This window comes from Streptomyces sp. NPDC003247, assembly GCF_042888135.1.
Taxonomy (GTDB): Bacteria; Actinomycetota; Actinomycetes; order Streptomycetales; family Streptomycetaceae; genus Streptomyces.
Genome location: NZ_JBIAPF010000006.1, coordinates 442,266 through 465,494, shown reverse-complemented (window position 1 = coordinate 465,494; position 23,229 = coordinate 442,266). Strand labels below are relative to the sequence as shown.

The window sequence follows — 23,229 nt, the reverse complement described above, 5'->3', positions numbered from 1 at the left end:
GTTGAGTGGGAGGAGGGTGTGCGTCCGGTTAGGCGCCGACTTGGCGGCTCGGGCCGTCCAGGGAGGCACCCGGCGCCCGCGAGGGTGTGCCCGCCCGTGCCTCGCGCCCCTCGCCCGCGAGGTGCGACTGGAGCCGTACGTGGCGGAACTCGAAGGACGCGCCGGACTGCCGCAGCAGACCGCGGCGATGGGCGTCCTCCAGGAACGTCATCAGCCGCCACGGCATCCGCCCGGTCGCCGCGAGCCAGAACCGGGCGACGGTGAAGCGCCCCCAGGCGCTCAGCGCGAGCGCCGCCGCGCCCAGCGGCAGCCACAGCTGGGTGCCGATGTGCACCAGCCCGCCCCGGTCACCCGGCAGCGCCAGCACCGGCACGCACACGAACGCCACGAGCAGCGCGACGACCGCCCCCGGGTGGACGCCGCCGTCCGGTCGGTGCGCAGCGAGGAGCCGGGGCTCGTGGCCCGCATGACGTCCGAGGGCACGCTCAGGGCGCGGTAGACCCCGCACACGCACCCGCCCACCACACCGATCACCACCCCGGCGGCCACGAAGGTCGGCAGGAACCGCGTGAGCAGACCCGTGGCCGTGCCCGCGGTGAGCCAGGCCCGGGCCCGTTCCGGCAGCACGGACCGCAGGTTCGCCGCGTAGGCCACCCTCGTCGTGGCACCCGCCGGTGTCCGTGCGCCCGTCGCCGTTCGTCCGGCGGTCGGCGGGTCCCCCGTCCGCTGGTCCACCGTCCGCTGGTCCACCGTCCGTGTGTCTGTCGTCGCCGGCCCGTCGACGCGCGGGCCCGCGAGGGTGAGACGTACGGCGACCGCGCCGTCCCGGGACTCGAAGACCGTGTGGCGGGACACGAACGCGACGCACCGGCGGTCCCGCAGCAGGGGCACCACGCAGTCCGGCGGCTTCGCCCCCTCGGGATAGGCCACCGGCCGTGCCCCGCCGCCGGGGAACAGCACCGTGCCGCGCACCGGCCGTCGGGTGGCCGCCGTGCGGACGCCGTGCCGCTCGGCGTAGCTCCAGCCGTCCACGCCGGCGGTGGGGCCGGCGGTCGGGCCGGCGGACTTCAACAGGGTCACGCCCGCCGCGGTGAGCCCCGCCGCCGTGCAGGTGGTGACGCCGATCAGCAGGGCGGCGGCGGTGCCCCGGACGGCGCCCGCCGCGAAGCGGCCCGCGACCCGCCCGGCCCACGGCGGCCGTCCGCCCTCCTCCCCGGCGCGGCGGCCACCGCTCACCAGCAGGACCACCCCCGCACCCGCGCAGGTGATGCCGACCAGCGGGGCCCAGGGACCGCCGGACCGGCCGAGCAGCGCGGCGCCGGCCGTCGCGGTCCCGCCCAGCAGCAGGGCCGACCCGCACACCCGGGCCGCCGCCCGCCCCGCCGCACCGCTCCAGGGGAGCCCGAGCGGCACCGGCCGCCGCGACAGCCCCGCGATGCCGAAGAACAGGGTGAACAGCAGCGAGAACAGACAGCCGCCGAGGAGGTCGGGCAGCCAGCCGTCGGTCACCCCGCCGAACCGGAACCCGAACCGCAGATCGTCGGCGGCCGCGAAGCCCGCCCACAGCACGGCGCTCACCGACGCGGTCACCAGCGTCTGCCGGACCAGGAACCGCCGGGCCGGCCGGCTCCCGCCGGACGGCAGCAGGAACATCACCCCGAACGCGAACCCCAGAGTCTGCCCCACCAGCGCGGCGGCCAGCGACACGGCGTCCTCGACGCCCGACAGGTCACGGGTGGCCCGGGCCAGGGCGACGGGCAGGGCCAGCGCCGACAGCAGCCCCATCGACAGCAGCCCCGGCGCGTACACCCGCAGGGCGCGCGGCAGCAGCGACTCCAGTTCCCACCACGCCAGCCGGGTCGTGCCACGCCGGTGCAGCTCGCCCGCCAGCAGGGTGAGCCGGCGCACCGCCTCCGACCTCGCATGCGGTCCCGCGTCCGCGAACGCGGCGGGCAGGAACGCGCCGAGCAGGTGGCGCTCGATCGCGTCGGCGGTGGGGAAGAAGCGCCCGGGTCGAGCAGCTCCGAGGGGTCCCGGCACGTGGGCACGCGCGCACTGCCGGCGCGTTCCGCCGCCGCCTTGAGCCGGCGCGTTCCGCCGACGTCCGCACACGGCCGTCGTGGCGAGGTGCTCGGCCGTCATGGCGACGTGCTCGGCTGTCGCGGCGAGGTGTTTCGGTCATCGTGGCGACGTGCTCGGCTGTCGCGGTGAGGTGTTTAGGCCGTCGTGGCGACGTGCTCGGCAGTCGCGGTGAGGTGCTCGGTCATCATGGCGAGGTGCTCGACCCCACGGTTCCTCCGCTCGCCGTCGACGACCGCGGCAACACCCTCGTCGTGTTCCTCCGCGGGGCCGAGGGCACGCCGCCCGGTGACGCGCCGCTGCCGGCGGCGCTGGTCGCCCTCTGGCACGCCGACCGCGTCCTCATGGTCTTCGACCGGTTCCGCCAGGGCTGGGAGCTGCCCGGCGGGCGTGTCGAAGAGGGCGAGACCCCGCGCCGGGCGGCCACGCGCGAGCTGCTGGAGGAGAGCGGCCAGCGGCCGGACGGGCCGTTGCGGTTCGTCGGCTACGCCGGCTTCGTCCTCGCGCCCGACCGGCGGGCCGAGTACGCGGCGCTGTTCGCGGGACGCACCACCCGCCTCCGGGACTTCCGGGCCACCGAGGAGATCGCGGCCGTCCGCTGGTGGGACCTCCGGGAGGTCCTCCCGGCGCGGGTCCAGCCCCTGGACGCCCACCTCGCCCGGCTCACGCGCGAGCCGCCCTCCGGTCCCTCCCGCCGTCCGCGAGGCTGAGCGGCCGGTACGGTGACCGGCCGGGACCACGCACGCCCGCTGCCCGCGGGCGGCTGTCCGGGTGCCGCGTCCGGCGTGCGGACGTGTCGGCTCCTATCGTGGAACCTCACACGTGAGACCGGACGCCGAGGCAGGCAGGACATGCGGGAAGCGCAGATCGACTATGCGGCGGTCTTCCAGGCCCTGCCCGGCATGGTGGCGCTGCTCACCCCCGACCTGGTCTACGCCGACGCCAACGACGACTTCCTGCGGCTGGCCGGCCGCAGCCGTGAACAACTGCTGGGCCACTACATCTTCGACGTCTTCCCCGAGAACCCCAACGACCCGGCCGCGGCCGGCATGAGGGAGACCCGGGAGTCGATGCTGCGCGTCGTGGCCACCGGCGAACGCGACACCATGGCGCTGCTGCGCTACGACATCGAGGACCCGATGCGGCCGGGCCGCTGGCAGGAGCACTACTGGAGCCCGATCAACGCCCCCGTCCCCGGCCCCGACGGGCAGGTCGCGCTGATCGTGCACCGGGTGGAGGAGGTCACCGAACTCATCCGCGCCCGCGGCGGCCGGGGCGGTGACGGCCGGACCGGCGTGCTGGAGGCCGAGCTGTACACCCGGGCCCGGGAACTCCAGGAGATCAACGAACGGCTGCGCCGCGCGCATGCCCGCGAACGCGAGGTCGCCCTGGCCCTGCAAGCGGCGATGCTGCCCGCACCCGGCCCGGCCGGCCCCCTGGGCGCGGCCGTGCGCTACCGGCCCGCCGTCGGCGCCCTGAACGTCTGCGGCGACTGGTACGACCTGGTCGACCTGCCCGGCGGGAACCTCGCGATCGCCGTCGGCGACGTCGTCGGCCACGGCCTGGCCGCCGCCTGCGCCATGGGCCAGCTGCGCAGCGCGCTGAGCGCCGCCTGCCGCGTCACCGACGGTCCCGCCCAGGCCCTGGAGGCCCTCGGCCTGTACGCACGCTCCGTCGAGGGCGCCGAGGCGACCACCGTCGTGACCGCGTTCGTCGACCGGGACCGGCACACCATCACCTACAGCTGCGCCGGCCATCCGCCGCCCGCCCTGCTCGACCCCGACGGCACGGTCACCTTCCTCGACCGGGCCACCGACCCCCCGCTCGCCGCCCGCCCCGAACACATGGCCCGCCCCCAGGCCGACGTCCGCTTCTCCACGGGCGCCACGCTGGTCCTGTACACGGACGGTCTGATCGAACGCCGCAGCGAGGACATCGACGCCGGTCTGGTCCGTCTCGGCCGCTCCCTCACCCGCCACCGGAAGGCCGCCCCGGAACTCCTGGCCGACGCCCTGCTGGCGGACCTCCTCCCCCCGTCCGGCAACACCGACGACACCGCCCTGGTGGTCGTCCGGCTGTGACGACGGTCCGCCGGTGCGCACCGCACGCTCCGCGCCGACCAGGTGCCGGCGGACCCGCCGCGGCCGCCGACCGGCGCTCACCGTGCCCGTCACGGGCGCCGGTCGCGGCCTCCCGGCGACCGATCTAGCGTGGATACAGGCATCCAGGAGGTCCGGCCATGACGGGTTCGCACGTCCCGGACGGGGCGCGGGCCGGCGCCGGCCGGTACGGGAGGGACCTGTTCGAGCCGCAGGACCCGCACGAGGCCGGGCGGATCGACGCCGGTGCGCTGGTCTACGACCCCGTCACCACACGCCGTCTGCGGGCGCTGGGCGCAGGACCGGGCTGGCGCTGCCTGGAGGTGGGCGCCGGGACCGGGACGGTGGCGCGCTGGCTGCTGGAGGAGGCGGGTGCGGGGGAGGTGGTCGCCCTGGACCGGGACACCGGCGCGCTGGCCGCCCTCGAGAGCCCTCGACTGCGGGTGCTCACCGCCGATCTGACGGACGACAGCCTGCGACCGGGCGGCTTCGACCTGGTCCACGCCCGGTTCGTCCTGATGCACCTGCCCGAACGCCGCCGACTGGTCTCGCGGCTCGCCGGGTGGCTGAACCCCGGCGGCTGGCTGGTCCTCGGCGATGCCGTGGAGCTGCCCGACGTCCTCGACACCTCCTCCGCCTACCGGCGGACCATGGACGCCATGTGGCAGGCGCTCAGGACGACGATCGGCACCGACACCTCCTCCGTGCCGGCGTACCCGCGCTTCCTGAGGGAGGAAGGCCTGCGGAACGTCGCGGCCGAGCTGGTCTGCCCACCCCTGGTCGCGGGCAGCCCCCTGGCCCGCTTCTGGTCGGAGACCTGGCGCCGGATGCGGCCCGCGCTGGAGGCGACCGGACACGTCGACGCCGAAGCCGTCGACGAGGCCCTGGCGTACCTGGACTCACCGCGACTCGCCGAACTCGGACCGGGCATGGCGATGGCATGGGGGCAGCGGCACTGAGGCGGCGGCCGGAGTCGCCCGAGACGGGGCCGGTCGGAAGCGGGGCCGGTCGGAAGCGGGGCCGGTCGGAAGCCGGGCCGGTCGGAAGCCGGGCCGGCCGGACACCGGGCCGGTTGGACATCAGGCGGGCCGGACATCAGGCGGGCCGGACACCGGACCGTCGGACTTCGGGCGCCCGGTCGGTCACCGGACCCGACACCAGACCCGACACCAGACCGGACACCAGACCGGACACCGCACCGGTCACCGGCCCGGACACCGGACCGGTCGGACACCCGCCTGGTCAGAAGCAGTCCTCGAAGTCCTGGGAGACGCCGGGGATCGGCTGCATGTCCCTGCCGCCCCGGACGTACACCGCGCTGATCCAGCCGCGCGGGCCGCCCGCGTCCACCTGCACCCACCAGTCGTTGACGTAGCCGGAGTCCCGCACCACGTCGCCCTGGCTCTGGCAGTACGCGGTGACGTGCATCCGGCTGATCCGCACGCGGTCGTACGGCTCGCACTCGAAGCCGGCGCAGTTCCGCATGTTCACGTTCGTGGCCCACACGTACACCTGAGTGGTGTCCGGCGCGGCCTGCGCCGGGGCCACGGTCAGCAGGGACAGGGCGGCCCCCGTCGCCGCCGCGCCGGCCAGGACGGCCCGGCGCAGCCGGGCCCGGGAGGAGGGGCTGGTGATCGTCATGACTTTCCTCGGCTTTCCGTGCATGGCGAACGGTGTCGCGCGGAGGACGGCGACGGCGGCGCTCCCGTATGAGCGGGCAGGAGGCGCGGACGGGGGAAGGAGTCCGTCCGGTTTTCTCCGTGCCTGTCCCACCCCGCCGGTAGGGTGGCCCCGTCGCTGACCTGTCAGGACGGGAAATCATGCTGGACGTGCGCCTTCTCGGTCCGGCCGAGGTGTGGTTCGAGGACCGGCGCCTCCCCCTGGGCGGCCCCAAACCGACCGCCATCCTCGCCGCGCTCGTCATCCATCCGGGTGAAGTCGTCTCCACCGAGCGATTGGTGGACCTCGTGTGGGAGGAGCACGCGCCCGCGACCGCCGGCGCCCTCGTGGCCTCGCACATCGCCGCCCTGCGCAGGGCGCTCACCCCGGTGGGCGCCGCCCGCGCGATCCAGACCCGTTCACCGGGCTACCTGGCCGCCTTCCCCGCCGAGCGGATCGACGCCCGCCGCTTCGAGGCCGGTCTCGCGCTGGGGCGCCGTACGGCCGCGGAGGGCCGCACCGCCGAGGCGGCGGACATCCTCCGGCAGGCGCTGGGACTGTGGCGCGGCCGGGACGCGCTGGAAGGGCTCGGGCAGTTCTTCGCGCGCACCGAGGCGTCCCGGCTCGTCGAGCTGCGGCTCGTCGCCCGGGAGGAGACGTACGCCCTCGACCTGGCGCTGAACCGCGCCGACGACGTCATCCCGGAGCTGCTGGCGCACGTCCGCGCCCACCCGCTGCGCGAACGGCCGCGCGGACAGCTGATGACCGCGCTGTTCCGCGCCGGCCGCCTCCCGGACGCCCTCCGCGTCTTCCGGGAGGGGCGCGAGCTCCTCCGCACCGAACTGGGTATCGACCCGGGGCCCGAGCTGCGCGCCCTGCATCAGGCGCTGCTGACCGGTGACACCGAGGTGCTCGGCCCCCCACGGACCACGCCCGCCGCCACCCGCCCGCCCCGCACCGCCGCAGCCGCGACCGCCACCGGCCCCGCGTCCGCGTCCCCGACCGCTCCCGCGTCCGCCGCCGTGCCCGTGCCCGCCGACGCCCCCCGCGCCGCCGGTCCGCCCCCGCGCATCCCCTCCCAACTCCCGCCCGACGTCGCCGACTTCGTCGGGCGGGAGGAGCAGATCGCCTGGACGGTCGCCGTCCTGGCCGGCAGCGGCACCCCGGAGCGGACCGCCCCGCCGATCGGTGTCATCACCGGCCGCTCGGGCACCGGCAAGACGGCCCTCGCCGTGCACGCGGGCCACCGGATGGCCGACCGGTTCCCCGACGGACGGCTCTTCCTCGACCTGAGGGCCGCCGACTCCGCGCCGCTGCGCACCACCGACGCACTGGCCCGGCTGCTGCGCGCCGTCGGCGTCGACCCCGACGCCCTGCCCGCCGACGCCGAGGACCTGGTCGCCCTCTACCGCACGCACCTCACCGGCCGCCGCATCCTGATCGTCCTGGACAACGCCGCCGGCGAGGCACAACTACGGCCCCTGCTGCCGCCCGGACCCGGCTCCGGCGTCCTCATCACCAGCCGCCGCCGGCTCGTCGCCCTGGAGGGCGCGGTCCGCCTGAACCTGACGGAGCTCGCCGAGGAGGAGGCGATGGCGCTGTTCGGCCGGGTCGCCGGAGTCGAGCGCACCGAAGCCGAGCCCGACACGGTCGCCGAGATCGTCCGGCTGTGCGGACGGCTGCCGCTCGCCGTGCGGATCGCCGGCGCCCGGCTCGCCGCCCGTCCGCACTGGGCGCCCGCCCGGCTCGCCGCCCGGCTGCGCGACGGACGCCGCCGGCTCGACGAACTCCGGGCCGGCGACCTCGAACTGCGCACCAGCCTGGAACTCGGCTACGCCGAACTGGGCCCGCAGGAACGGCGGGTGCTGCGCCGGCTCGCCCTGATGGAACTGCCCGACTTCGCCGCCTGGATCGCCGCCCCGCTGCTGGACGTGAGCGTGGAGGACGCGGAGGACGCCGTCGAACGGCTCGTGGACTGCCACCTCATCGAACTCGTCGGCGTCGACGGCGTCGGCCAGATCCGCTACCGCATCCACGACCTGGCCCGCGAACACGCCCGCGAACGCTGCCTGGCGGAGGAGACCGCCGAGGAACGCGAGGCCGCCGTGGCACGGCTGGTCGCCTGCTGGCTGTCGCTGGCCCGCGGGGCCGCCGCCCGCGCCCCCGGCGGCGCCTCCCGCCTCGTCCCCGAGCCGCACGCCGAACGGCCCCTCGACGCCGCCGTCGAGGAGGCGCTGCTCGCCCGCCCCGCCGACTGGTTCGCCTCCGAGCAGGCCTGTCTGACCGCCGGCGTGGTGCACTGCGCCGCCCACGGCCGGACACGGGCCGCCCGGGACCTGGCCGGCGTGTTGATAGCGAGTTCGGCGGCCCTCTACAACCGGTTCGACGCCTGGTCCCGCTCCCACACCGTCGCCCTCGAGGCCGTACGCCGCTGCGGGGACACCGAGGACGAGGCCTGGCTGCTGAACGGACTGGGCCAACTCCGTTACGAACAAGACCGGTTCGACGATTCGTACGCGTACTTCGCTGACGCGCTGCGGCTGTTCGAGCGGATCGCACCCGATCCGGACGGTGCCGGCGCGGTCCGTGGACGGGCCGCCGCGCTCGCCGGCATGGGCTCCGCCCGCCGTGAACAGGCCCGCTACGCCGAGGCACTGGAACTGCTGCGGCCCGCGCTCGCCGCGTACGAGCGGCTCGGCGACCAGGTCGCCTGCGCCCACGTCCTCTACGGCATCGGCTACGTCCACCGCGAGCAGGGCCGGCACGACGAGGCGTGGCGCGAACTCACCCGCGCCCTGGAGCTGTACCGGAAGGCCGCGGACCGGCACGGCGAGGCACTCACCCTGCGCTCGCTCGGCCTGTGCCACCGGGCACTGGGCCGGCTCGCCGAGGCGGAGGACCTCTTCACCCAGGCGTTGCGCCGTTTCGAGGAGGACGACGACGTGTTCGGCGCCATGTACGCCGGGCAGTCACTGGCCAAGGTGCACGTCCGTCAGGGCCGGCTCGCCGAGGCCCGGGAGCGGCTCGCCGCCTGCCTGGAGGTCACCCGGCAACAGCAGGACACCTTCGGGGAGGCACTCGTGCTGCGCACCCTGGGCGAGTGCCGGCTGGCCGCCGGTGACCTCGACGCCGCCGAGGAGGCGCTGCGCCGGGCGCTCGCCCTGTGGGACGGGCTCGGCCTGCCGCTGTGGCGGGCCCGCACCCTGCGCGACCTGGCCACCGTCGCCCGCGGCCGCGGCGACGACGCGTCCGCCGAGGCGGCCCGCGCCGAGGCCCAGGAGGTCTTCCGCCGCCTGGACAGCCGGGAGGCGGCGGAGACCGGCCGACCCGGCGAGGGCTGACCCCGACGACCGGCCCACGGCGACGGACCGGCTCATGACAGCAGACCGGTCCACGAGGGCCGGCCGGCCCGCGACGATCTGCCTGCACAGGGCTCTGCAGAAGATGTGCATCACTTCTGCAGGCCCCTCGGCCACCGTTGACGGCATGACAGACATCATCCTGCTCTCGGACCCCCGGGTGGCGCGCACTCCCGTCGAGGAGTGCGGTGAACCCCTGGCCGACCTGCGCGCGGACGGCCGGCTGCGCATGGACGCACGGCAGGCCGACGGCGACGGCTCCTACGCCCATCTGCGCACCGGCGTGCTGGAGCGCCTGCTCCAGGCGCAGCGCCGGCTGCCCGACGGCGTCCGCTTCCTGGTGGTGGAGGGATTCCGGCCGCCCGGACTGCAACGTCGCTACTACGAGGAGTACGAGGCCGTCATGCGGACCGCTCACCCGGACGCCTCGGAGGCGCGGATACGCGAGGTCACCAGCGCGTACATCGCGCCGCCCGACGTGGCACCGCACGTCAGCGGGGGAGCGGTGGACCTGACCCTGTGCACCGACGACGGCACCGAACTGCCGCTCGGCACCGAGGTCAACGCCACCCCCGAGGAGAGCGCGGGCGCCTGCCGCACGGCGGCGCCCGGCATCGACGCCGAGGCCCGTGCCCACCGGGAGCTGATGGACCGGGCCCTCACCGCGGCCGGGTTCGTCAACTACCCGACCGAGTGGTGGCACTGGTCGTTCGGCGACCGTTACTGGGCCCTCGTCACCGGGCGGCCGGCCGCCCGGTACGGGCCCACCGACCTGGGTTGACCGACCCACGGACGCCTGCGCGGAGTGACCGCCCGCGCAGACGGGGGATCCCATGAACAGCACGCACACCGACACCAGCACGCGCGCCGCCGACCCGGCCGGCGCGGACGTCGAGGCACCGGCCTCCGGCGACTGGATGACACCGGAGGAGTTCGACACGGCGTTCACCGCCGCCATGCCGCGGCTGCGGCGCCGGCTGCTCGCCCTGACCGGCGACCCGCACGACGCCGACGACCTGCTCCAGGACACCTATCTGCGCCTCGCCCGGCGGGCGCACGCCCGCAGACTCGCCCGCCAGCGGCACGCCTACGCCTACACCTGCGTCGCCGCGCTCAACCTGCTGCGCGACTCCTGGCAGCAGGCCTCCCGCCGCGAAGTGTGCTGCGAACGGCTGCCCGACCCGGGCTGGGACGGCGGTCTCGCCCTGCGCGAGGCGGAGTCGGCCGTCGTCGACCTGCTGCGCGGCCTGTCCGCCAAGGAGGCGGCGGCCGTCATCCTCGTCGACATCGAAGGGCTCAGCCACGACACCGCCGGGGACCGGCTCGGCACGCACCGCGGCACCGTCCAGCGCAACCGGCAGCGAGCACTGGCCAAGATCCGTGCCGCACTCCAGGCATACGGACCGCTCCCGGACACCGTCTCGTCCCCGAAGGCCCGCCGAGACCCGGACCAGGCCGACCCGGACCAGGCCGACCCGGACCAGGCCGACCCGGACCAGACCGACCCGGACCAGGCCGGCAGGAACCAGGCCGCCGCGGACCCGACGGCGCCGGACCGGACCACCCACCCGGCCCGCCCGCACCACCCGCCCGCACCCCACCCGCCCGCACCCCACCCACCCACACACCGACCACCCGCACCCCACCCACTCACACCCCACTCACCCGCACACCGAGAGCAAAGGAAACCGGGGGACAGCACATGCGCAGCATGAACCGGACGATGACCGCGGCAGGGGGCATCCTGCTCGCCGCGATGCTCGGCACGACGAGCGCGATGACCGCCACCGCGGCACCGGCCGCACCGGCGGCACCGCAGCGCCCGGCGGCGGCGGCCGACTGCCGGCCGCTCGCCGAGGCCTCCGCGCAGGCCCGGGCCGTCGTCGACGCCGCGTGCAGCCAACTGGGAGTCCCGTACTCCTGGGGCGGCGGCTCCATCCACGGACCCACGTACGGGAAGGACTACCCCGGCGGCGGTCCCGGATCGCACGACAGCCAGGTGAAGGGCTTCGACTGCTCGCACCTGGTGCAGTACGCGGCCTGGCAGGGCGCGGGCATCCTGCTCCCCGAAGGCTCCTGGAACCAGGCGCAGTGGCAGGGCGCCACCGCCCGCTTCGGCCGCGGTCAGGGCACCGCCCCGCTCCAGCCGGGCGACCTGGTCTTCTGGGCGAAGAACCCCGGCAACCTGGGCACCGTGCACCACATCGCCGTCTACCTGGGCGGCGGCAAGATGGTCGAGGCCCGCGAGTCCGGGACGCGCGTGATGGTCAGCACCGTCCGCCTCAACGCGGAGTACGCGGGCGCCATCCGCATCACCGGCGGCGGTGGACAGCCGGCCCCGGGCACCAAGCGGTACGTGACGTGGGGCACGGGCGTCAACCTGCGGGCCCAGCCCAGCACACGGGCCGAGGTCAAGGCCCGGCTGAACGGGCCCACGCCGGTCGACGTGCAGTGCCAGAAGCACGCCGAGCCGGTGGAGGCCGAGGGGCACCGCAACGACGCCTGGTCGTACCTGCCGGCGTACGGCGCCTGGATCTCCAACATCTTCATCGACGACCCGAAGGCGTGGCTCGACGTCCCGACCTGCGACTTCTGACCGACCCTCGGCCGCCCGGCCCCCCACACGCACACGTCCACCGGTTCGTGTGCCCGCACGAAGGACACCACTTCCATGTCGACGACACGCTCGCCCCAGTCACCGTCCCAGTCCCAGTCACCGTCCCGGCCCCGGCCCCGGCCCGAGTTCACGGCCCGCATCGCGGCCGCGCTGGCCGCCGTCGTGTCGGCCGCCGCGCTGATCCCGCTGTCCGCGGCCGGCGCCGGCGCCGCGCCCGCCGCGTCCGCCCCCACGGCCGTCGCCGCCTACAGCGGTTCGTGCCCCGCCGCCGGGCGGGTCACCCAGGGCTACCACTCCGGCCACGACGGCGTGGACATCGCCAACAACCGGGGCACGCCGATCTACGCGACCGGCCCCGGCACCGTCATCGCCTCGGGCCCCGCGAGCGGCTACGGCCAGTGGATCCGCATCCGCCACGACGACGGCACCGTCACCGAGTACGGCCACATGTACGAGCGGCTGGTCTCGGTCAACCAGCGGGTCAACGGCGGCCAGCACATCGCCCGGATGGGCTCCGAGGGCCAGTCCACCGGCCCCCACCTGCACTTCGAGGCGCACACCTCGACGTCCAGCACCCGGGGCACCGACCCGATCGCCTACCTCGGCGCGCGCGGGGTGAGCCTGCCCTGCACGCCGGGCGGCGGCGGTGGGAACCCCGGCACGAACTTCACCACCTGGGGCTCCGGCGTCCGGGTCCGTGAGGACGTCCGGCTGAACTCCCGCGTCGTCACCACGCTGTCCGGGCCGACGCCGGTGTACGTCGACTGCCAGAAGCGCGGCGACCTGGTGGAGGCCGAGGGCCTCCGCAACGACGCCTGGGCCCATGTCCCGGCCCTCGGCGGCTACCTGTCCAACATCTACATCGACCACAGGGACGCCTGGCTGCCGGGCGTACCCGAGTGCCGCTGACCCGCACACCACGACCGTGCCCCGGGCCCTCGTCGGAGGGCCCGGGGCACGGTCGTGTGCGCGGGGGTTCAGCAGTGGGGAAGGCCGCCGACGACGACGTTGCCGGCCCAGGCCCAGACCTCGTAGTACTGGACGCCGCCGAAGTCGACGTTCAGCAGGTACCACTCGTTGCTGCCCCAGCCGCCGGACGAGACGTACTCGCCGCGGACGTAGCACTGGGCCACGCCACTGCCCCACTCGGAGCCGGTGTTCGCCACGATCCGGTACGACCTGCCGGGCCCGGTGCGGACATTGCTGTGCGGCTGGAGGATCCTGTCGCTCGCTGCGACGCGGGTGGACGACGTGGACGACGTGGACGACGCGGACGGCCGGGCGGCGTCCACGGCCTGGGCCGGTACGGCGGCCCCGAACAGGGCGACGACCGCGCCGGCCACCACGGCGGTGGAGAGACGGAAGCTGCGCTGGGACATGGTGAACTCCTTCGGAGACGGACGGACTGGGTGGAACGGCGACGTGCTGCGTGGAGCGGGCGGAACGCGCGGGACGGTCCCTCGGTGCCGGTCGGGTCCCGTCCCGGTCAGCAGGGGCGGACGGAGTCGGCGGGGTCCCGGCCGATGTCGACGTTGCCGCCCCACACCCACACGTTGTTGTACGGGCCCACGGTGAGGTCGACGCTGTCGTGGACGCTGCCGTGGTACCAGACGTCGGTGCCGTAGCCGCCGGACTTGATGTACTGGCCGCGCGTGTAGCAGACACCGTCCAGGTAGAACCGTTCCTTGATCGAACCGGTGTTGACGACGACGCCGCCGCCGGTGTTCGGCGCGGAGCGGACATTGCTGTAGGTCTGCAGCGAGACGTAGAAATGGGCGTGGGCGGTGCCCGCCGCGCAGAGGACGGCGAGGGCGGCGCCGGCCGCGACGCCGACGGCGGCCGTCCGGCCGCGCCCCCTGGCCGGCGTTGTGGTGGTCATGAGTGCTCCTTCGGCTTCGGTCGCGGCGCAGGACGGGAGTGGTGAACGCCCGCGCGCTGCTGGGACGGGTCACGCGGACCCGGCGTATGAGTGCGGGCGGTGTTGTCGTGCGCCTCGGGGACCTCGGGGACCTCGGGGACCTCGGAGAACTCGGAGAGGGGAGCCGGCCGGCCCTCGGCGGGCGGGGCGCGGGCCTGCGGCACGGCACGGCACGGCGGGGAGGCCGGGCTCCTTCACAGGGACCGCCTATAGCATCCCCCCGCCCTCACGCGGATTCCGTGCGGGCCCGGAGAGCGGGGGAGTGGCGATGGACGACGGGATCGAGCGCGAGTACCGCAGACGGCGGTGGGTACCCTTGGCGCAGCTCGCCCTGGCGGCGGTGGCGGCGCTGGTCGCCGTCAACGCACTGCAGTCGATGACGTTGTCGGGGCCGACGTCCGTGGACGTGCTGGTGCTGGCGGCCTGGCTGTGCCTCGGTGGCGGGGTGGCGCTGGAGCAGTGGCGGGCACGGACGTCCGTCTCGGCCCACGGGATCACCGTACGGGGGCCGTTGCGCACCCGCACCGTGGCCTGGTCCGACGTCTACGGCATCCGCGTCGAGGACAGCAGGCAGCGCAGCCCGCGCTGGCAGGCGTACCTCTACCGCACCGACGGGCGCCGGGTCCGCCTTCCCCACCTGGACGAGGTTCAGCTGGCCGACCCGATCGCCGAGGTCGCCGACCTGTGCGCCACCGCCGCACGTCTCGAACTCGCGACCTTCGAGGCGCGGCCGGAGCAGGAGGAGCGCATCCTCCGTGGGACGCGACGGCGCACGGCGTGGCGGCGGGCGGGGATCGGCGGCTTGGTCGTCGCGGCCACCCTGTTCGCCGTCGACTTCTGGGCGATCCTCACCGACCGGCCGACGCACTCGTCCCTGCTGCTCGTGGGCGTCCCCCTGCTCTGCGTCCCCCTCTTCTTCCTCCTCCTGGACCGCCTCGGCGAGGCACTCGCCGCCCGGCGCCCCGCCGGTCCCGCCTGATACCCCGTTCCGCCGGTGCGGATCCGCCGTTCCTGCGCAACCGTCGGGCGGTCCCGACGGTCACATGATCATGTCGCAGATTCTCAACGGCCGAGGCGTCTCCGCGAGGTTCGACCCCGACGGCGTGCACATCACCCGTTCCGGCCGGCAGGTCGACATCCCGCTCGAGGCGGTCCTGGAGGTCCGGGCCGCCGAGGCGCGTACCGTCGAGATCGTGCTCACCGACGGTACGGCCCACCGGGTCGAGGGCGGCAACCCGACGGCCACCGCCGCCTTCGCCGCCGCCCTGACCGCCGTACTCCCCGAGGAACGGGACCCGGCGGGCGGCGCCGTGGTCACCGACACGCGGATACCGCGCGACCGGGGCCTGTACGCGATCCTGACCCTGGGCGCCGTCCTGGCGCTCGCCTACGTCGGATACGCCGTGTGGGTGACCCTGACGCATGGCGCGCGCGTCCTCGGGGTGATCGTCGGCGTCCTGCCGCTCCTGGCCGGCGTCGCCATGCTCGCCTCGGGTCTCGCGGAGGCCGTTCGCCGGGTCGTGCTGAGCCGGCGCGGTATCACCGTCCTCGCCGAAGCCGTCGGCAAGGACGGCAAGAAGACGGTGTACGGCTACACGGACGCCGACGGCGGAGTCCACCGGTACACCTGCAAGCGCACCCTCCAGCGCATCCAGCTCGCCTACGACCCGGAGCGACGGGTGGGGGCCGCCCACGCGGACTGGCTGCCCTTCGTGGTGGGCAGACTGGTCGTGAAGATCGTCGGGGCCCCGTTCTGGCTGTTCGTCGGCGGGGTGATGATCTTCGGGGTGCTGTGGTGACCGACGTCCCGCGCCGTCCGGCTCCGGTCGTGAGCGCCACGGCCGGTCCACGCCCCCTTCACACCCGGCCGCCGGTCGCGGTGCCGGCGGACAGCCGCTGGGCGACGTAGATCGGGACCACGGACAGCAGGACGAGCACCGCCGCCACCACGCTCACCACCGGCGCCTGCTGAGGGCGCGTCATGTTCTCGTAGATCCACAGGGGCAGGGTCTCCACGCCCGGACCGGCGGTGAAGGTCGTCACCACGATCTCGTCGAAGGAGAGCGCGAACGCGAGCAGTCCGCCCGCCAGCAACGCCGAGCGTATCGCCGGGAAGGTGACGTCGGCGAAGACGCGCACGCCGTGCGCGCCGAGGTCCGCCGCCGCCTCCTCGGACGAGCCGGAGGAGCGCCGGAGCCGGGCGACGACGTTGTTGAAGACGATGACGATGCAGAAGGTGGCGTGCCCCACGACCACGGTGAACAGCCCCAGACCGACACCGAGCGGTTCCAGCACGGTACCGAACGCCGAGTTGAGCGCGATGCCCGTGACGATGCCGGGCAGGGCGATCGGCAGGACGACCACGAAGGAGAGGGCGTCCCGTCCGAAGAAGCGGTGCCGGGCGACGGCGAAGGCGATCAGCGTGCCGAGGACCAGCGCCACGGCCGTGGCACCGAGGCCGGCCTTGACCGACACCCACAGCGCCTGCCGGGCACCGGAGTTGTGCCAGGCGGCCGACCACCAGTGGAGGGTGAGGCCGGACGGCGGCCAGCCCGCGCTGCGGTCCGGGTTCAGGGAGTTGACGAGGACGAGCAGGAGCGGACCGTAGATCACCGCGAAGCCGAGCCCGGCGGCGGCACGCAGCGCGATGCGCGCGGAGCGGGAGAGTCGCATGACACACGTCCCTAGAGACTGCTCAGGGCGCCGGTGCGGCGCATCGCCAGCAGATACAGCACGATGACGGCCACGGGGACCGTTCCGAGCGCGGCCGCCATGGGCAGGTCGAGCTCGAAGTGGGAGTAGACGAGGTTGCCGATCAGCTGGCTCTTGCCGCCGACGATCTGCACGGTGATGTAGTCGCCCAGGCTGAGCGAGAAGGTGAAGACCGACCCCGCGGCGACCGAGGGCAGCACCAGGGGCAGGACGACCGAACGGACGGTGCGCCCGGCCCGCGCGCCCAGGTCCGCCGACGCGTCGAGCAGGGTGTCGGGCAGCTGCTCCAGCGCGGTGTGGACCGGCAGGATCATGTACGGCAGCCAGAGGTACGTCAGTGTGAGGACCGTGGCGGGGAGCCCGTACCCCGGTCCGTCGAGCCCGAACGGCCGCAGCGTCCAGTCGGCGAGCCCGCCCTCGGACAGGATCAGCCGCCAGGCGTACACCTTGACCAGGTAACTGGCCCACAGCGGGGTGAGGACGGCGACCACGAGCAGCGGACGCCACCGGGGCTTCGCCACCCGGGCGGTGTAGAAGGCGAGGGGGAAGGCGATCACCGCGCACAGGACGGTGACCGCCAGTGCCACGCCGATGCTGCGCAGGACCACCTGCCGGTAGACCGGCGTGGTGAACAGCGCCCGGAAGTTGTCCGTGGACCAGACCCGCACGACCTCGGAGGTGAACGAGTCGGTCGTCCAGAACGCGGAGACGAACAGCACGGCCAGCGAACCGAGGTAGAGCACGGCCAGCCACAGCAGGGGGGCGGCCAGCAGCAGGGACAGACGGAGCCGGGGACGGCGGTGCAGCGCTCCGGCGAGCCGCCGGACGGGGGAGCGCCCGGCGGTCCGCACGGCGGTGGCCATCGCGGTCAGCCCTTGATCTCGGTCCATGCCCGGACCCACTCGGCGTACGGCACGCACCGGACGTCCGTGCGGCCGTCCAGGCACTGCTCGATGGGCGTGTTCCAGAACGCGATCCTCTTCCAGTAGCTCTCGTCGGCGGCGTGGTAGGTGTCGCACCACGTCGGGTCGCCGGTCTCGTCGCACGCCTTCGCGTTGGCGGGTGCCTCGCCGAAGTACTCGGCGACCTGGGCGTTGACCTCGGGGGAGACGATCCAGTCCAGCCACCGGTAGGCGCAGTTCGGGTGCTCGGCCTCGGCCGACAGCATCCAGGTGTCGGACCAGCCGGTGGACCCCTCCTCGGGCACGACGGCCTCGACCGGGCCTCCCTCGGCGCGGGTCAGGTTGGTGATGACCTGCCAGGTGGTGCCGATGACGGAGTCCCCGCTCTTGAACGCGGAGATCTCCTTCAGATAGTCGCTCCAGTACTCGCCGATGTTCGCGTTCTGCCGCTTCAGCAGGTCCACGGCGGCGTCGAACTGCTTCCGGTCGAGGGCGTAGGGGTCCTCGATCTTCAGCTCGGGCCGGGTGGCCTTCAGGTACAGGGCCGCGTCGGCGATGTAGATCGGCGAGTCGTACGCCGTGACCTTGCCCCGGTACGTCGCGGCGTCGTCGAACACCGCGGACCAGGAGGTCGGGGCGGGCTCGACCACCTCCGTGTTGTACATCAGCAGGTTGGCGCCGCGCCCGTGCGGGATGCCGTAGGCCACGCCGTCCACGGAGTTCCACGCCTGGTTCTTCAGACCGGCGAAGACGTTCTGGTAGTTCGGTACGAGGTCGGTGTTGACCGGGGCCGCGTCACCGGAGGCGATCAGGCGCAGGGAGGCGTCTCCGGAGGCGGAGACGGCGTCGTACCGGCCGGTCTTCATCAGCTTGACCATCTCGTCCGAGCTGGCGGCGGTCTTGGCGTTGACCTGACAGCCGGTGCGCTTCTCGAAGTCGCTGACCCAGTCGGTCTTCGGGTCGTTGGAGCCGTCCTCGACGTATCCGGCCCAGGCGATGAGGTTGACCTCGCCCTCGCCCTTGCCGAGTGCGGACCGCGCCTTCAGGTCGGGCGGGTCGAATCCGGCGGCGGAGGAGGAACCGCCGGAGTCGGAGCACCCGCAGGCGACGGCCGCGAGGAGCGCCGCCGTCACGGCGGCCGTGAGGACGCGGTGGGGACGCACGACGCGTGTGCGGTGGGGACGTACGACGGACATGAGGCCGGTGCGGACGACGGGCATGCGGGCGGGGCGTACGGCGGACGTGCGGTCGGGATGTACGACGGGCATGCGGGCGGGGCGTACGGCGGACGTGCGGGCTGGGCGCATGACGAGTAGGCGGTGAAGGCGCACGACTTCTCCCTGTGTGAAGGGACCGGGCGGGGCGGGGCCAGGGCTTCGGATCAGTGCGTGTCCGGGACCCGGACGGCGTGGCGGCGGTGCCACCGGAGCCTGACGCGGCTGCCGCGGTAGGCGGCGACGTCCTCGGAGGAGGTCTCCAGGTTCTGCTGGAGCGCGGTGAGACGGCCACCGGCGTCGAGGTCGACCAGGAAGCGGGTCGCGTCCCCCAGGTAGACGACCTCGGCGACGGTGCCGGTGACGGTGGAGTGCTCGGCGTCGTCGGCGACGGCGGACTCCTCCAGGACCCGGATCTTCTCGGGCCTGACGCTGTAGGTGCCCGCGGCGCCGGCCACCCGGCGGGCCGTCTCGCCCTCCAGCAGGTTCGAGGCGCCGACGAAGGAGGCGACGAACCGGGTGGCCGGGCGTTCGTAGATCTCGGCGGGGGTGCCGACCTGTTCGATGCGGCCCCGGTGGAAGACGGCGACGCGGTCGCTCATCGTCAGGGCCTCCTGCTGGTCGTGGGTGACGAAGACGAAGGTGATGCCGACCTCGCGCTGAAGGGCCTTGAGCTCGACCTGCATCTGCTCACGCAGCTTCAGGTCGAGGGCGCCGAGCGGTTCGTCGAGCAGCAGGACGCGCGGGCGGCCGACGAGGGCGCGGGCGAGGGCGACGCGCTGGCGCTGGCCTCCGGAGAGCTGGGCGGGCCGCCGGTCGCCGAGCCCTTCGAGGCGCACGCCGGCCAGCGCCCGGCGTGCCTGTGCCAGACGCTCGGCTTTGGGGACCCGCCGGACCTTCAGGGCGTAGGCCACGTTCTGCTCGACCGTCATATGGGGGAACAGCGCGTAGTCCTGGAACACGGTGTGCACGTCCCGCTCGAAGGGCGCGAGCCGGGTGACGTCGCGTCCCGCGAGCTCGACGAGACCGCCGGTGGGCACCTCGAAGCCGGCGATCAGGCGCAGGACCGTGGTCTTGCCCGAGCCCGATGGGCCCAGCATCGAGAAGAACTCTCCGTCCGGGATCTCCAGGTCGACTCCACGGACGGCCTCCGTCCTGCCGAAGGTCTTCCGGAGGCCCTGGAGCCGGATGGCGCTTCCTCCCATACGGAACCTTTCTGAGCGGTCGTCCGTTGGTCGTCCGTCGGACATGAAAGATATGAAGTCATAGTTCAAATCTCAAGATCCAGGTAGGGTAAAACCTCGACAAAGAAGGAGGGGTCCGACCCGTGAACCTTGAAGCGCACGCGGCTCGCCGGGCCGTCTTCGTGCCCCTCGAGTCCGCGGCGCGGGTGGACGTCGTCGTACGCCGTCTGACCAACGCCATCGAACTGGGGCTGCTGGAGGACGGGGAGCAGCTGCCCGGCGAACTCGAACTGGCCTCCCTGCTCGGCGTCTCCACCGTCACCCTGCGGGAGGCGCTGGTCACCCTCAGGGCCCGGGGGCTGGTCGCCACGCGCAGGGGCCGCGGCGGCGGCAGCTTCGTGACCCTGCCGGCCACGCCCGCCACCGAGCGGCTGCACGCGCAGCTGGCGGAGTGGAGCACCGAGGGACTGCGCGACCTCGGTGACCACTGGGCCGCCGTGTCGGGAGCCGCCGGCCGCCTGGCGGCCCAGCGCACCGAGCCCGAGGACCTCACCCCGCTGGAGCGTTCGGCGGCGGAGCTGGAGCGGTCCCGGCAGCCGTCGGAACGGGCGCGGGTCTACGGCAGGTTCCATGTGGAGGCGGCCGCCGCGGCACAGTCGGCGCGCCTGACCCGGTCCGCGATCTCCCTCCAGGCCGAAGCCGGCGCCCTGGTGTGCCTCGCCCTCGCCGACGATTCCCACACCCGGGATGTCGTTGACCGTCATCGTGCCGTAATCTCCGCGCTGCACGATGGTGCGGGCGACGTGGCGGGGACGGTGCTGGAGGAGTGCGTCCGGGCCACCGTGGCGCATCTGGTGCGGATCCGCCTCCAGTTGCTCTGAGCGAGACGAGGCGCGGCTTGTGAGGAGGCTCCCATGGCCACCGGTCTTCCCGCCACGCCCCCGGGTCCGGGCACGGTCGACTCCGCCGCGGTGGCGGCCCTCTCCGACGCGGTCCAGGACGTCGTCGAGCGGGTCTTCGGCACGGTCGAACGGACGGCGGCCGCCTGCACGGCCCGGCTGAGCGCGGTCGCCTCCGAGAACCGGCGCCCCCTCTCCGCGGACCTCGCGGTCCTCAGGCCGGACCTGCACCGCCGCCTGGTCCGTGACGACCTGGTGTCGGGGCTCGGGTTCGTCGCCGCCCCCGGCCTCCTGTCCGACACGGCCACCTGTCTGGAGTGGTGGCAGACCACCGGCGACGGGACCGTACGGCCCCTCCTCCTCGACCTGGACGGCGTCCACTCGTCCTTCGTCGACTACACCCACTGGGACTGGTACGCCCGGCCCCGTGACACCGGCGGACGCGTCATCGCGGGGCCCTACGTCGACTACCTCTGCTCCGAGGAGTACAGCCTGACGTTCTCCCTCCCCGTCACCGTGGAGGGCCGCTTCGCCGGGGTCGCCGCGGCGGACGTGTACCTGCGCCACTTCGAGGGGACGATCGCCCCGCTGCTGCGACGCCTGCCCGTCCCGGCCCGACTGGTCAACGCACGGGGCAGGGTGGCGGTGTCCACCGACCCCCACCACCTGGTGGGCTCCCTCACCAAGGGCCTCGACTTCACCGCGCCCCCGGCCCAGCCGTCCCGTCCGGCGGTGCGGGGCGGACTCGCGCTGTTCCCCTGCGAAGGAACCTCACTCGCCCTGGTCACACCGGCCGGCTGACCCGCAGGGGGTCACATGGGGAGGGAGAACAGCCGCACCGGCTCGGCGGGCGGGCGCGCGTCGTCGCGCAGGGGCGTCACCATGGTCCGCAGCGGCATGGTCACCAGCCGGTTCCCGGGCTGTTCGACGAGTACGTCCTGGTCGAGCGGGTGCCATCCGAGGCGCCGGTAGAGCGGTACGAGGGGAGGCCGGCAGAACAGGAGCGCGTGCCGCGGACCCATCGTGCGGGCGTGGTCGAGGGCCGCCGCGACCACCAGCCGGGCCAGCCCCCGGCCCCGCATGCCGGGTGCGACGGCCACTCCGCCGACGCCCACCACCTCTGTCCGGGCGTCGCCGAGCGCGACGGGCAGTCGGAGCAGGCCGGCGTGCGCCACGAGCCGCCCGCCCTGTCGGACGGCGAAGTGCTCTTCTTTGGGCAGCCAGACGAGACCGGCCGCGGCGACGCCGAAGGGATCGTCGCCGTCACCGAGGATCTCGTCCTGCTCCGCTCTCGTGTAGTGGGGGAGCCGTACTACGGCGGGTGCCACGGCGGGCTGGTCGTCTGACATCTCTCCATGATGGTTCCTCGGGGGTCCCGGAGTCAGCTCCGCACCGACTGATGCTCGGTCGACCGGTCCCGCCCGGTCGTCAGTCGCGCTCCTCGACGGCGACGGACTCGATGACGACGTCGTTCACGGGGCGGTCCGTACGGGGGTTGGTCGGGGTCGTGGCGATGGCGTCGACGACCTGCTTGCTCGCGTCGTCGGTCACCTCGCCGAAGATGGTGTGCTTGCCGGTCAGCCAGGTGGTGGGCGACACGGTGATGAAGAACTGGGACCCGTTGGTGCCGGGGCCGGCGTTGGCCATGGCCAACAGGTAGGGCTTGGTGAAGGCGAGGTCGGGGTGGAACTCGTCGGCGAACCTGTAGCCGGGGCCGCCGGTGCCGTTGCCCAGCGGGTCGCCTCCCTGGATCATGAAGCCTTCGATGACGCGATGGAAGACCGTGCCGTCGTAGAGCTTGCCGGTCGTCCTGTCGCCGGTCTCCGGATCGATCCACTCGCGCCGGCCCTGGGCGAGTTCGACGAAGTTCGCGACCGTCTTCGGCGCGTGGTCCGGCAGCAGGCGGAGTTCGATGTCGCCCTTGTTCGTCCGCAGCGTGGCGTACAACCCGGTCACAGGCAGCACCCTTTCGGTGAGTGACGTGTTCGGTACGCAAAGTTATCGCGGAGGGTGTCCGGCGCCGGGCAACGCCGGACACCGCGCACCGGACTCGCCGTCCATGGCGCAACGAAGCCACCCGACCGGTCGGCCGACAGTGGCGGCCGCCGCATGGCGAGGAAGGTGCGGTCGATCGGACCGACGGTCTGCGCGGCACTGCGACGACCCGGTCCGCGCGGGCGCCGGCGGTGCCCGGTGCCGTAGGTCAACGCGACATCCGCGCGTCACCCACACGAGCGACGACAGTTCGCGTCGTCCGGCCGGCCGGCGGGCCGGCATCCGACCAGCACCGAGGGGTGGCCGCCTCCGCAAACGTGCCTTGACGGCCAATAAGTCCGATCGTCCTTCACATCCACCCATGAGGTGAATCGTTCCGCTTGGGGAGCGTCACCGTGCACCACTTCCGAGCGGAGAGGAGTCGGCAGCATGGCCGACTGGAAGCAGATCAGCGGGGCGCTGGTCCGGATCGACGCGGGGTCCCGGACCAACGTGTGGGGCGTCAACGCCGCCGGGAACATCTACCGTTACACCAACAACGACGCCAGTCCGTGGGTGCAGATCCCCGGTGCGCTGACCGACATCGGTGCGG

General features: G+C 73.8%; 24 protein-coding genes. 13 read left to right on the top strand and 11 right to left on the bottom strand.

The features are described 5' to 3' along the window. Window positions 1-28: 28 nt before the first annotated feature. Both ACFYWQ_RS22895 and ACFYWQ_RS22890 read right to left on the bottom strand, forming a co-directional pair. A complete protein-coding gene (locus ACFYWQ_RS22895; RefSeq protein ID WP_389518715.1) occupies window positions 29-334 on the bottom strand; it encodes a hypothetical protein in 306 nt (101 codons plus the stop codon). Beyond that, window positions 280-2,040, bottom strand: a complete 1,761-nt coding sequence (locus ACFYWQ_RS22890) for a hypothetical protein (RefSeq protein ID WP_389518714.1) — start codon at window positions 2,038-2,040, stop codon at window positions 280-282. Before ACFYWQ_RS22890 ends, ACFYWQ_RS22895 begins: the two co-directional genes overlap by 55 nt. A gap of 236 nt (window positions 2,041-2,276) precedes the next feature. Between ACFYWQ_RS22890 and ACFYWQ_RS22885 the strand changes: the two genes are divergently transcribed. The 3 genes from ACFYWQ_RS22885 (at window position 2,277) to ACFYWQ_RS22875 (ending at window position 5,137) form a co-directional block, all read left to right on the top strand. Continuing rightward, window positions 2,277-2,789 carry an NUDIX hydrolase gene (locus ACFYWQ_RS22885; protein ID WP_389518713.1) on the top strand — a complete coding sequence of 171 codons (513 nt, stop codon included), beginning with the start codon at window positions 2,277-2,279 and terminating at the stop codon, window positions 2,787-2,789. A gap of 141 nt (window positions 2,790-2,930) precedes the next feature. After that, entirely contained in the window at window positions 2,931-4,160 is a 1,230-nt protein-coding gene (locus ACFYWQ_RS22880) for a PP2C family protein-serine/threonine phosphatase (RefSeq protein ID WP_389518712.1), read from the top strand. Window positions 4,161-4,318: 158 nt separating this feature from the next. Further along, on the top strand, window positions 4,319-5,137 hold the full coding sequence (locus ACFYWQ_RS22875) for a class I SAM-dependent methyltransferase (RefSeq protein ID WP_389518711.1): 819 nt from the start codon (window positions 4,319-4,321) through the stop codon (window positions 5,135-5,137). Between the two features lie 283 nt (window positions 5,138-5,420). Here ACFYWQ_RS22875 and ACFYWQ_RS22870 read toward each other — a convergent pair whose 3' ends face one another. Then, window positions 5,421-5,819, bottom strand: coding sequence for a hypothetical protein (locus ACFYWQ_RS22870; protein ID WP_389518710.1), 399 nt, complete (start codon window positions 5,817-5,819; stop codon window positions 5,421-5,423). Window positions 5,820-5,998: 179 nt separating this feature from the next. Here ACFYWQ_RS22870 and ACFYWQ_RS22865 point away from each other — a divergent pair, with 179 nt between their 5' ends. The 5 genes from ACFYWQ_RS22865 (at window position 5,999) to ACFYWQ_RS22845 (ending at window position 12,722) form a co-directional block, all read left to right on the top strand. After that, entirely contained in the window at window positions 5,999-9,178 is a 3,180-nt protein-coding gene (locus ACFYWQ_RS22865) for a BTAD domain-containing putative transcriptional regulator (RefSeq protein WP_389518709.1), read from the top strand. Window positions 9,179-9,323: 145 nt separating this feature from the next. Continuing rightward, a complete protein-coding gene (locus ACFYWQ_RS22860; RefSeq protein WP_389518708.1) occupies window positions 9,324-9,977 on the top strand; it encodes a M15 family metallopeptidase in 654 nt (217 codons plus the stop codon). A gap of 52 nt (window positions 9,978-10,029) precedes the next feature. Next, complete coding sequence (locus ACFYWQ_RS22855; RefSeq protein WP_389518707.1) at window positions 10,030-10,911, top strand: RNA polymerase sigma factor; 882 nt, start codon at window positions 10,030-10,032, stop codon at window positions 10,909-10,911. Beyond that, window positions 10,899-11,792 (top strand): C40 family peptidase, encoded by an 894-nt coding sequence (locus tag ACFYWQ_RS22850; protein ID WP_389518706.1) that lies wholly within the window; start codon window positions 10,899-10,901, stop codon window positions 11,790-11,792. Before ACFYWQ_RS22855 ends, ACFYWQ_RS22850 begins: the two co-directional genes overlap by 13 nt. A gap of 75 nt (window positions 11,793-11,867) precedes the next feature. Further along, window positions 11,868-12,722 (top strand): M23 family metallopeptidase, encoded by an 855-nt coding sequence (locus ACFYWQ_RS22845; protein WP_389518705.1) that lies wholly within the window; start codon window positions 11,868-11,870, stop codon window positions 12,720-12,722. Between the two features lie 68 nt (window positions 12,723-12,790). On the opposite strand, the gene ACFYWQ_RS22840 is transcribed toward ACFYWQ_RS22845, so the two are convergent. Both ACFYWQ_RS22840 and ACFYWQ_RS22835 read right to left on the bottom strand, forming a co-directional pair. Continuing rightward, window positions 12,791-13,192, bottom strand: a complete 402-nt coding sequence (locus ACFYWQ_RS22840; protein WP_389518704.1) for a hypothetical protein — start codon at window positions 13,190-13,192, stop codon at window positions 12,791-12,793. A gap of 107 nt (window positions 13,193-13,299) precedes the next feature. After that, window positions 13,300-13,692 (bottom strand): hypothetical protein, encoded by a 393-nt coding sequence (locus ACFYWQ_RS22835; RefSeq protein WP_389518703.1) that lies wholly within the window; start codon window positions 13,690-13,692, stop codon window positions 13,300-13,302. Window positions 13,693-13,999: 307 nt separating this feature from the next. Here ACFYWQ_RS22835 and ACFYWQ_RS22830 point away from each other — a divergent pair, with 307 nt between their 5' ends. Together ACFYWQ_RS22830 and ACFYWQ_RS22825 are read left to right on the top strand one after the other, a co-directional pair. Continuing rightward, window positions 14,000-14,710 carry a PH domain-containing protein gene (locus tag ACFYWQ_RS22830; RefSeq protein ID WP_389518702.1) on the top strand — a complete coding sequence of 237 codons (711 nt, stop codon included), beginning with the start codon at window positions 14,000-14,002 and terminating at the stop codon, window positions 14,708-14,710. A gap of 70 nt (window positions 14,711-14,780) precedes the next feature. Next, window positions 14,781-15,530 carry a hypothetical protein gene (locus tag ACFYWQ_RS22825; protein WP_389518701.1) on the top strand — a complete coding sequence of 250 codons (750 nt, stop codon included), beginning with the start codon at window positions 14,781-14,783 and terminating at the stop codon, window positions 15,528-15,530. A 58-nt stretch (window positions 15,531-15,588) separates the two neighbouring features. Here ACFYWQ_RS22825 and ACFYWQ_RS22820 read toward each other — a convergent pair whose 3' ends face one another. From ACFYWQ_RS22820 to ACFYWQ_RS22805, 4 genes are all read right to left on the bottom strand, one after another. Beyond that, window positions 15,589-16,404, bottom strand: a complete 816-nt coding sequence (locus ACFYWQ_RS22820; RefSeq protein WP_389518700.1) for an ABC transporter permease — start codon at window positions 16,402-16,404, stop codon at window positions 15,589-15,591. An 11-nt stretch (window positions 16,405-16,415) separates the two neighbouring features. Beyond that, window positions 16,416-17,306 carry an ABC transporter permease gene (locus tag ACFYWQ_RS22815; protein WP_389518829.1) on the bottom strand — a complete coding sequence of 297 codons (891 nt, stop codon included), beginning with the start codon at window positions 17,304-17,306 and terminating at the stop codon, window positions 16,416-16,418. A 5-nt stretch (window positions 17,307-17,311) separates the two neighbouring features. Continuing rightward, window positions 17,312-18,508, bottom strand: a complete 1,197-nt coding sequence (locus ACFYWQ_RS22810) for an ABC transporter substrate-binding protein (protein ID WP_389518828.1) — start codon at window positions 18,506-18,508, stop codon at window positions 17,312-17,314. Window positions 18,509-18,726: 218 nt separating this feature from the next. After that, on the bottom strand, window positions 18,727-19,764 hold the full coding sequence (locus ACFYWQ_RS22805) for an ABC transporter ATP-binding protein (protein ID WP_389518699.1): 1,038 nt from the start codon (window positions 19,762-19,764) through the stop codon (window positions 18,727-18,729). 122 nt (window positions 19,765-19,886) lie between these two features. On the opposite strand from ACFYWQ_RS22805, the gene ACFYWQ_RS22800 reads away from it, so the two are divergent. Both ACFYWQ_RS22800 and ACFYWQ_RS22795 read left to right on the top strand, forming a co-directional pair. Further along, a complete protein-coding gene (locus ACFYWQ_RS22800) occupies window positions 19,887-20,624 on the top strand; it encodes a FadR/GntR family transcriptional regulator (RefSeq protein ID WP_389518698.1) in 738 nt (245 codons plus the stop codon). Window positions 20,625-20,657: 33 nt separating this feature from the next. Next, window positions 20,658-21,443 carry a cache domain-containing protein gene (locus tag ACFYWQ_RS22795; RefSeq protein ID WP_389518697.1) on the top strand — a complete coding sequence of 262 codons (786 nt, stop codon included), beginning with the start codon at window positions 20,658-20,660 and terminating at the stop codon, window positions 21,441-21,443. An 11-nt stretch (window positions 21,444-21,454) separates the two neighbouring features. On the opposite strand, the gene ACFYWQ_RS22790 is transcribed toward ACFYWQ_RS22795, so the two are convergent. Continuing rightward, window positions 21,455-21,991, bottom strand: coding sequence for a GNAT family N-acetyltransferase (locus ACFYWQ_RS22790; RefSeq protein WP_389518696.1), 537 nt, complete (start codon window positions 21,989-21,991; stop codon window positions 21,455-21,457). 79 nt (window positions 21,992-22,070) lie between these two features. Continuing rightward, entirely contained in the window at window positions 22,071-22,598 is a 528-nt protein-coding gene (locus ACFYWQ_RS22785; RefSeq protein WP_389518695.1) for a peptidylprolyl isomerase, read from the bottom strand. Window positions 22,599-23,066: 468 nt separating this feature from the next. Here ACFYWQ_RS22785 and ACFYWQ_RS22780 point away from each other — a divergent pair. Continuing rightward, window positions 23,067-23,229: tectonin domain-containing protein (locus ACFYWQ_RS22780; RefSeq protein WP_389518827.1), on the top strand; the 163-nt coding region annotated here is incomplete at its 3' end.

Excerpts from the sequence above, each read along its gene's own strand:
- ACFYWQ_RS22815 (WP_389518829.1), bottom strand. The coding sequence starts at position 17,306 with ATGGCCACCGCCGTGCGGACCGCCGGGCGCTCCCCCGTCCGGCGGCTC.
- ACFYWQ_RS22790 (WP_389518696.1), bottom strand. The coding sequence starts at position 21,991 with ATGTCAGACGACCAGCCCGCCGTGGCACCCGCCGTAGTACGGCTCCCC.
- ACFYWQ_RS22825 (WP_389518701.1), top strand. The coding sequence starts at position 14,781 with ATGTCGCAGATTCTCAACGGCCGAGGCGTCTCCGCGAGGTTCGACCCC.
- ACFYWQ_RS22795 (WP_389518697.1), top strand. The coding sequence starts at position 20,658 with ATGGCCACCGGTCTTCCCGCCACGCCCCCGGGTCCGGGCACGGTCGAC.
- ACFYWQ_RS22820 (WP_389518700.1), bottom strand. The coding sequence starts at position 16,404 with ATGCGACTCTCCCGCTCCGCGCGCATCGCGCTGCGTGCCGCCGCCGGG.
- ACFYWQ_RS22875 (WP_389518711.1), top strand. The coding sequence starts at position 4,319 with ATGACGGGTTCGCACGTCCCGGACGGGGCGCGGGCCGGCGCCGGCCGG.
- ACFYWQ_RS22805 (WP_389518699.1), bottom strand. The coding sequence starts at position 19,764 with ATGGGAGGAAGCGCCATCCGGCTCCAGGGCCTCCGGAAGACCTTCGGC.
- ACFYWQ_RS22855 (WP_389518707.1), top strand. The coding sequence starts at position 10,030 with ATGAACAGCACGCACACCGACACCAGCACGCGCGCCGCCGACCCGGCC.
- ACFYWQ_RS22840 (WP_389518704.1), bottom strand. The coding sequence starts at position 13,192 with ATGTCCCAGCGCAGCTTCCGTCTCTCCACCGCCGTGGTGGCCGGCGCG.
- ACFYWQ_RS22850 (WP_389518706.1), top strand. The coding sequence starts at position 10,899 with ATGCGCAGCATGAACCGGACGATGACCGCGGCAGGGGGCATCCTGCTC.
- ACFYWQ_RS22835 (WP_389518703.1), bottom strand. The coding sequence starts at position 13,692 with ATGACCACCACAACGCCGGCCAGGGGGCGCGGCCGGACGGCCGCCGTC.
- ACFYWQ_RS22860 (WP_389518708.1), top strand. The coding sequence starts at position 9,324 with ATGACAGACATCATCCTGCTCTCGGACCCCCGGGTGGCGCGCACTCCC.
- ACFYWQ_RS22845 (WP_389518705.1), top strand. The coding sequence starts at position 11,868 with ATGTCGACGACACGCTCGCCCCAGTCACCGTCCCAGTCCCAGTCACCG.
- ACFYWQ_RS22880 (WP_389518712.1), top strand. The coding sequence starts at position 2,931 with ATGCGGGAAGCGCAGATCGACTATGCGGCGGTCTTCCAGGCCCTGCCC.
- ACFYWQ_RS22870 (WP_389518710.1), bottom strand. The coding sequence starts at position 5,819 with ATGACGATCACCAGCCCCTCCTCCCGGGCCCGGCTGCGCCGGGCCGTC.
- ACFYWQ_RS22830 (WP_389518702.1), top strand. The coding sequence starts at position 14,000 with ATGGACGACGGGATCGAGCGCGAGTACCGCAGACGGCGGTGGGTACCC.
- ACFYWQ_RS22865 (WP_389518709.1), top strand. The coding sequence starts at position 5,999 with ATGCTGGACGTGCGCCTTCTCGGTCCGGCCGAGGTGTGGTTCGAGGAC.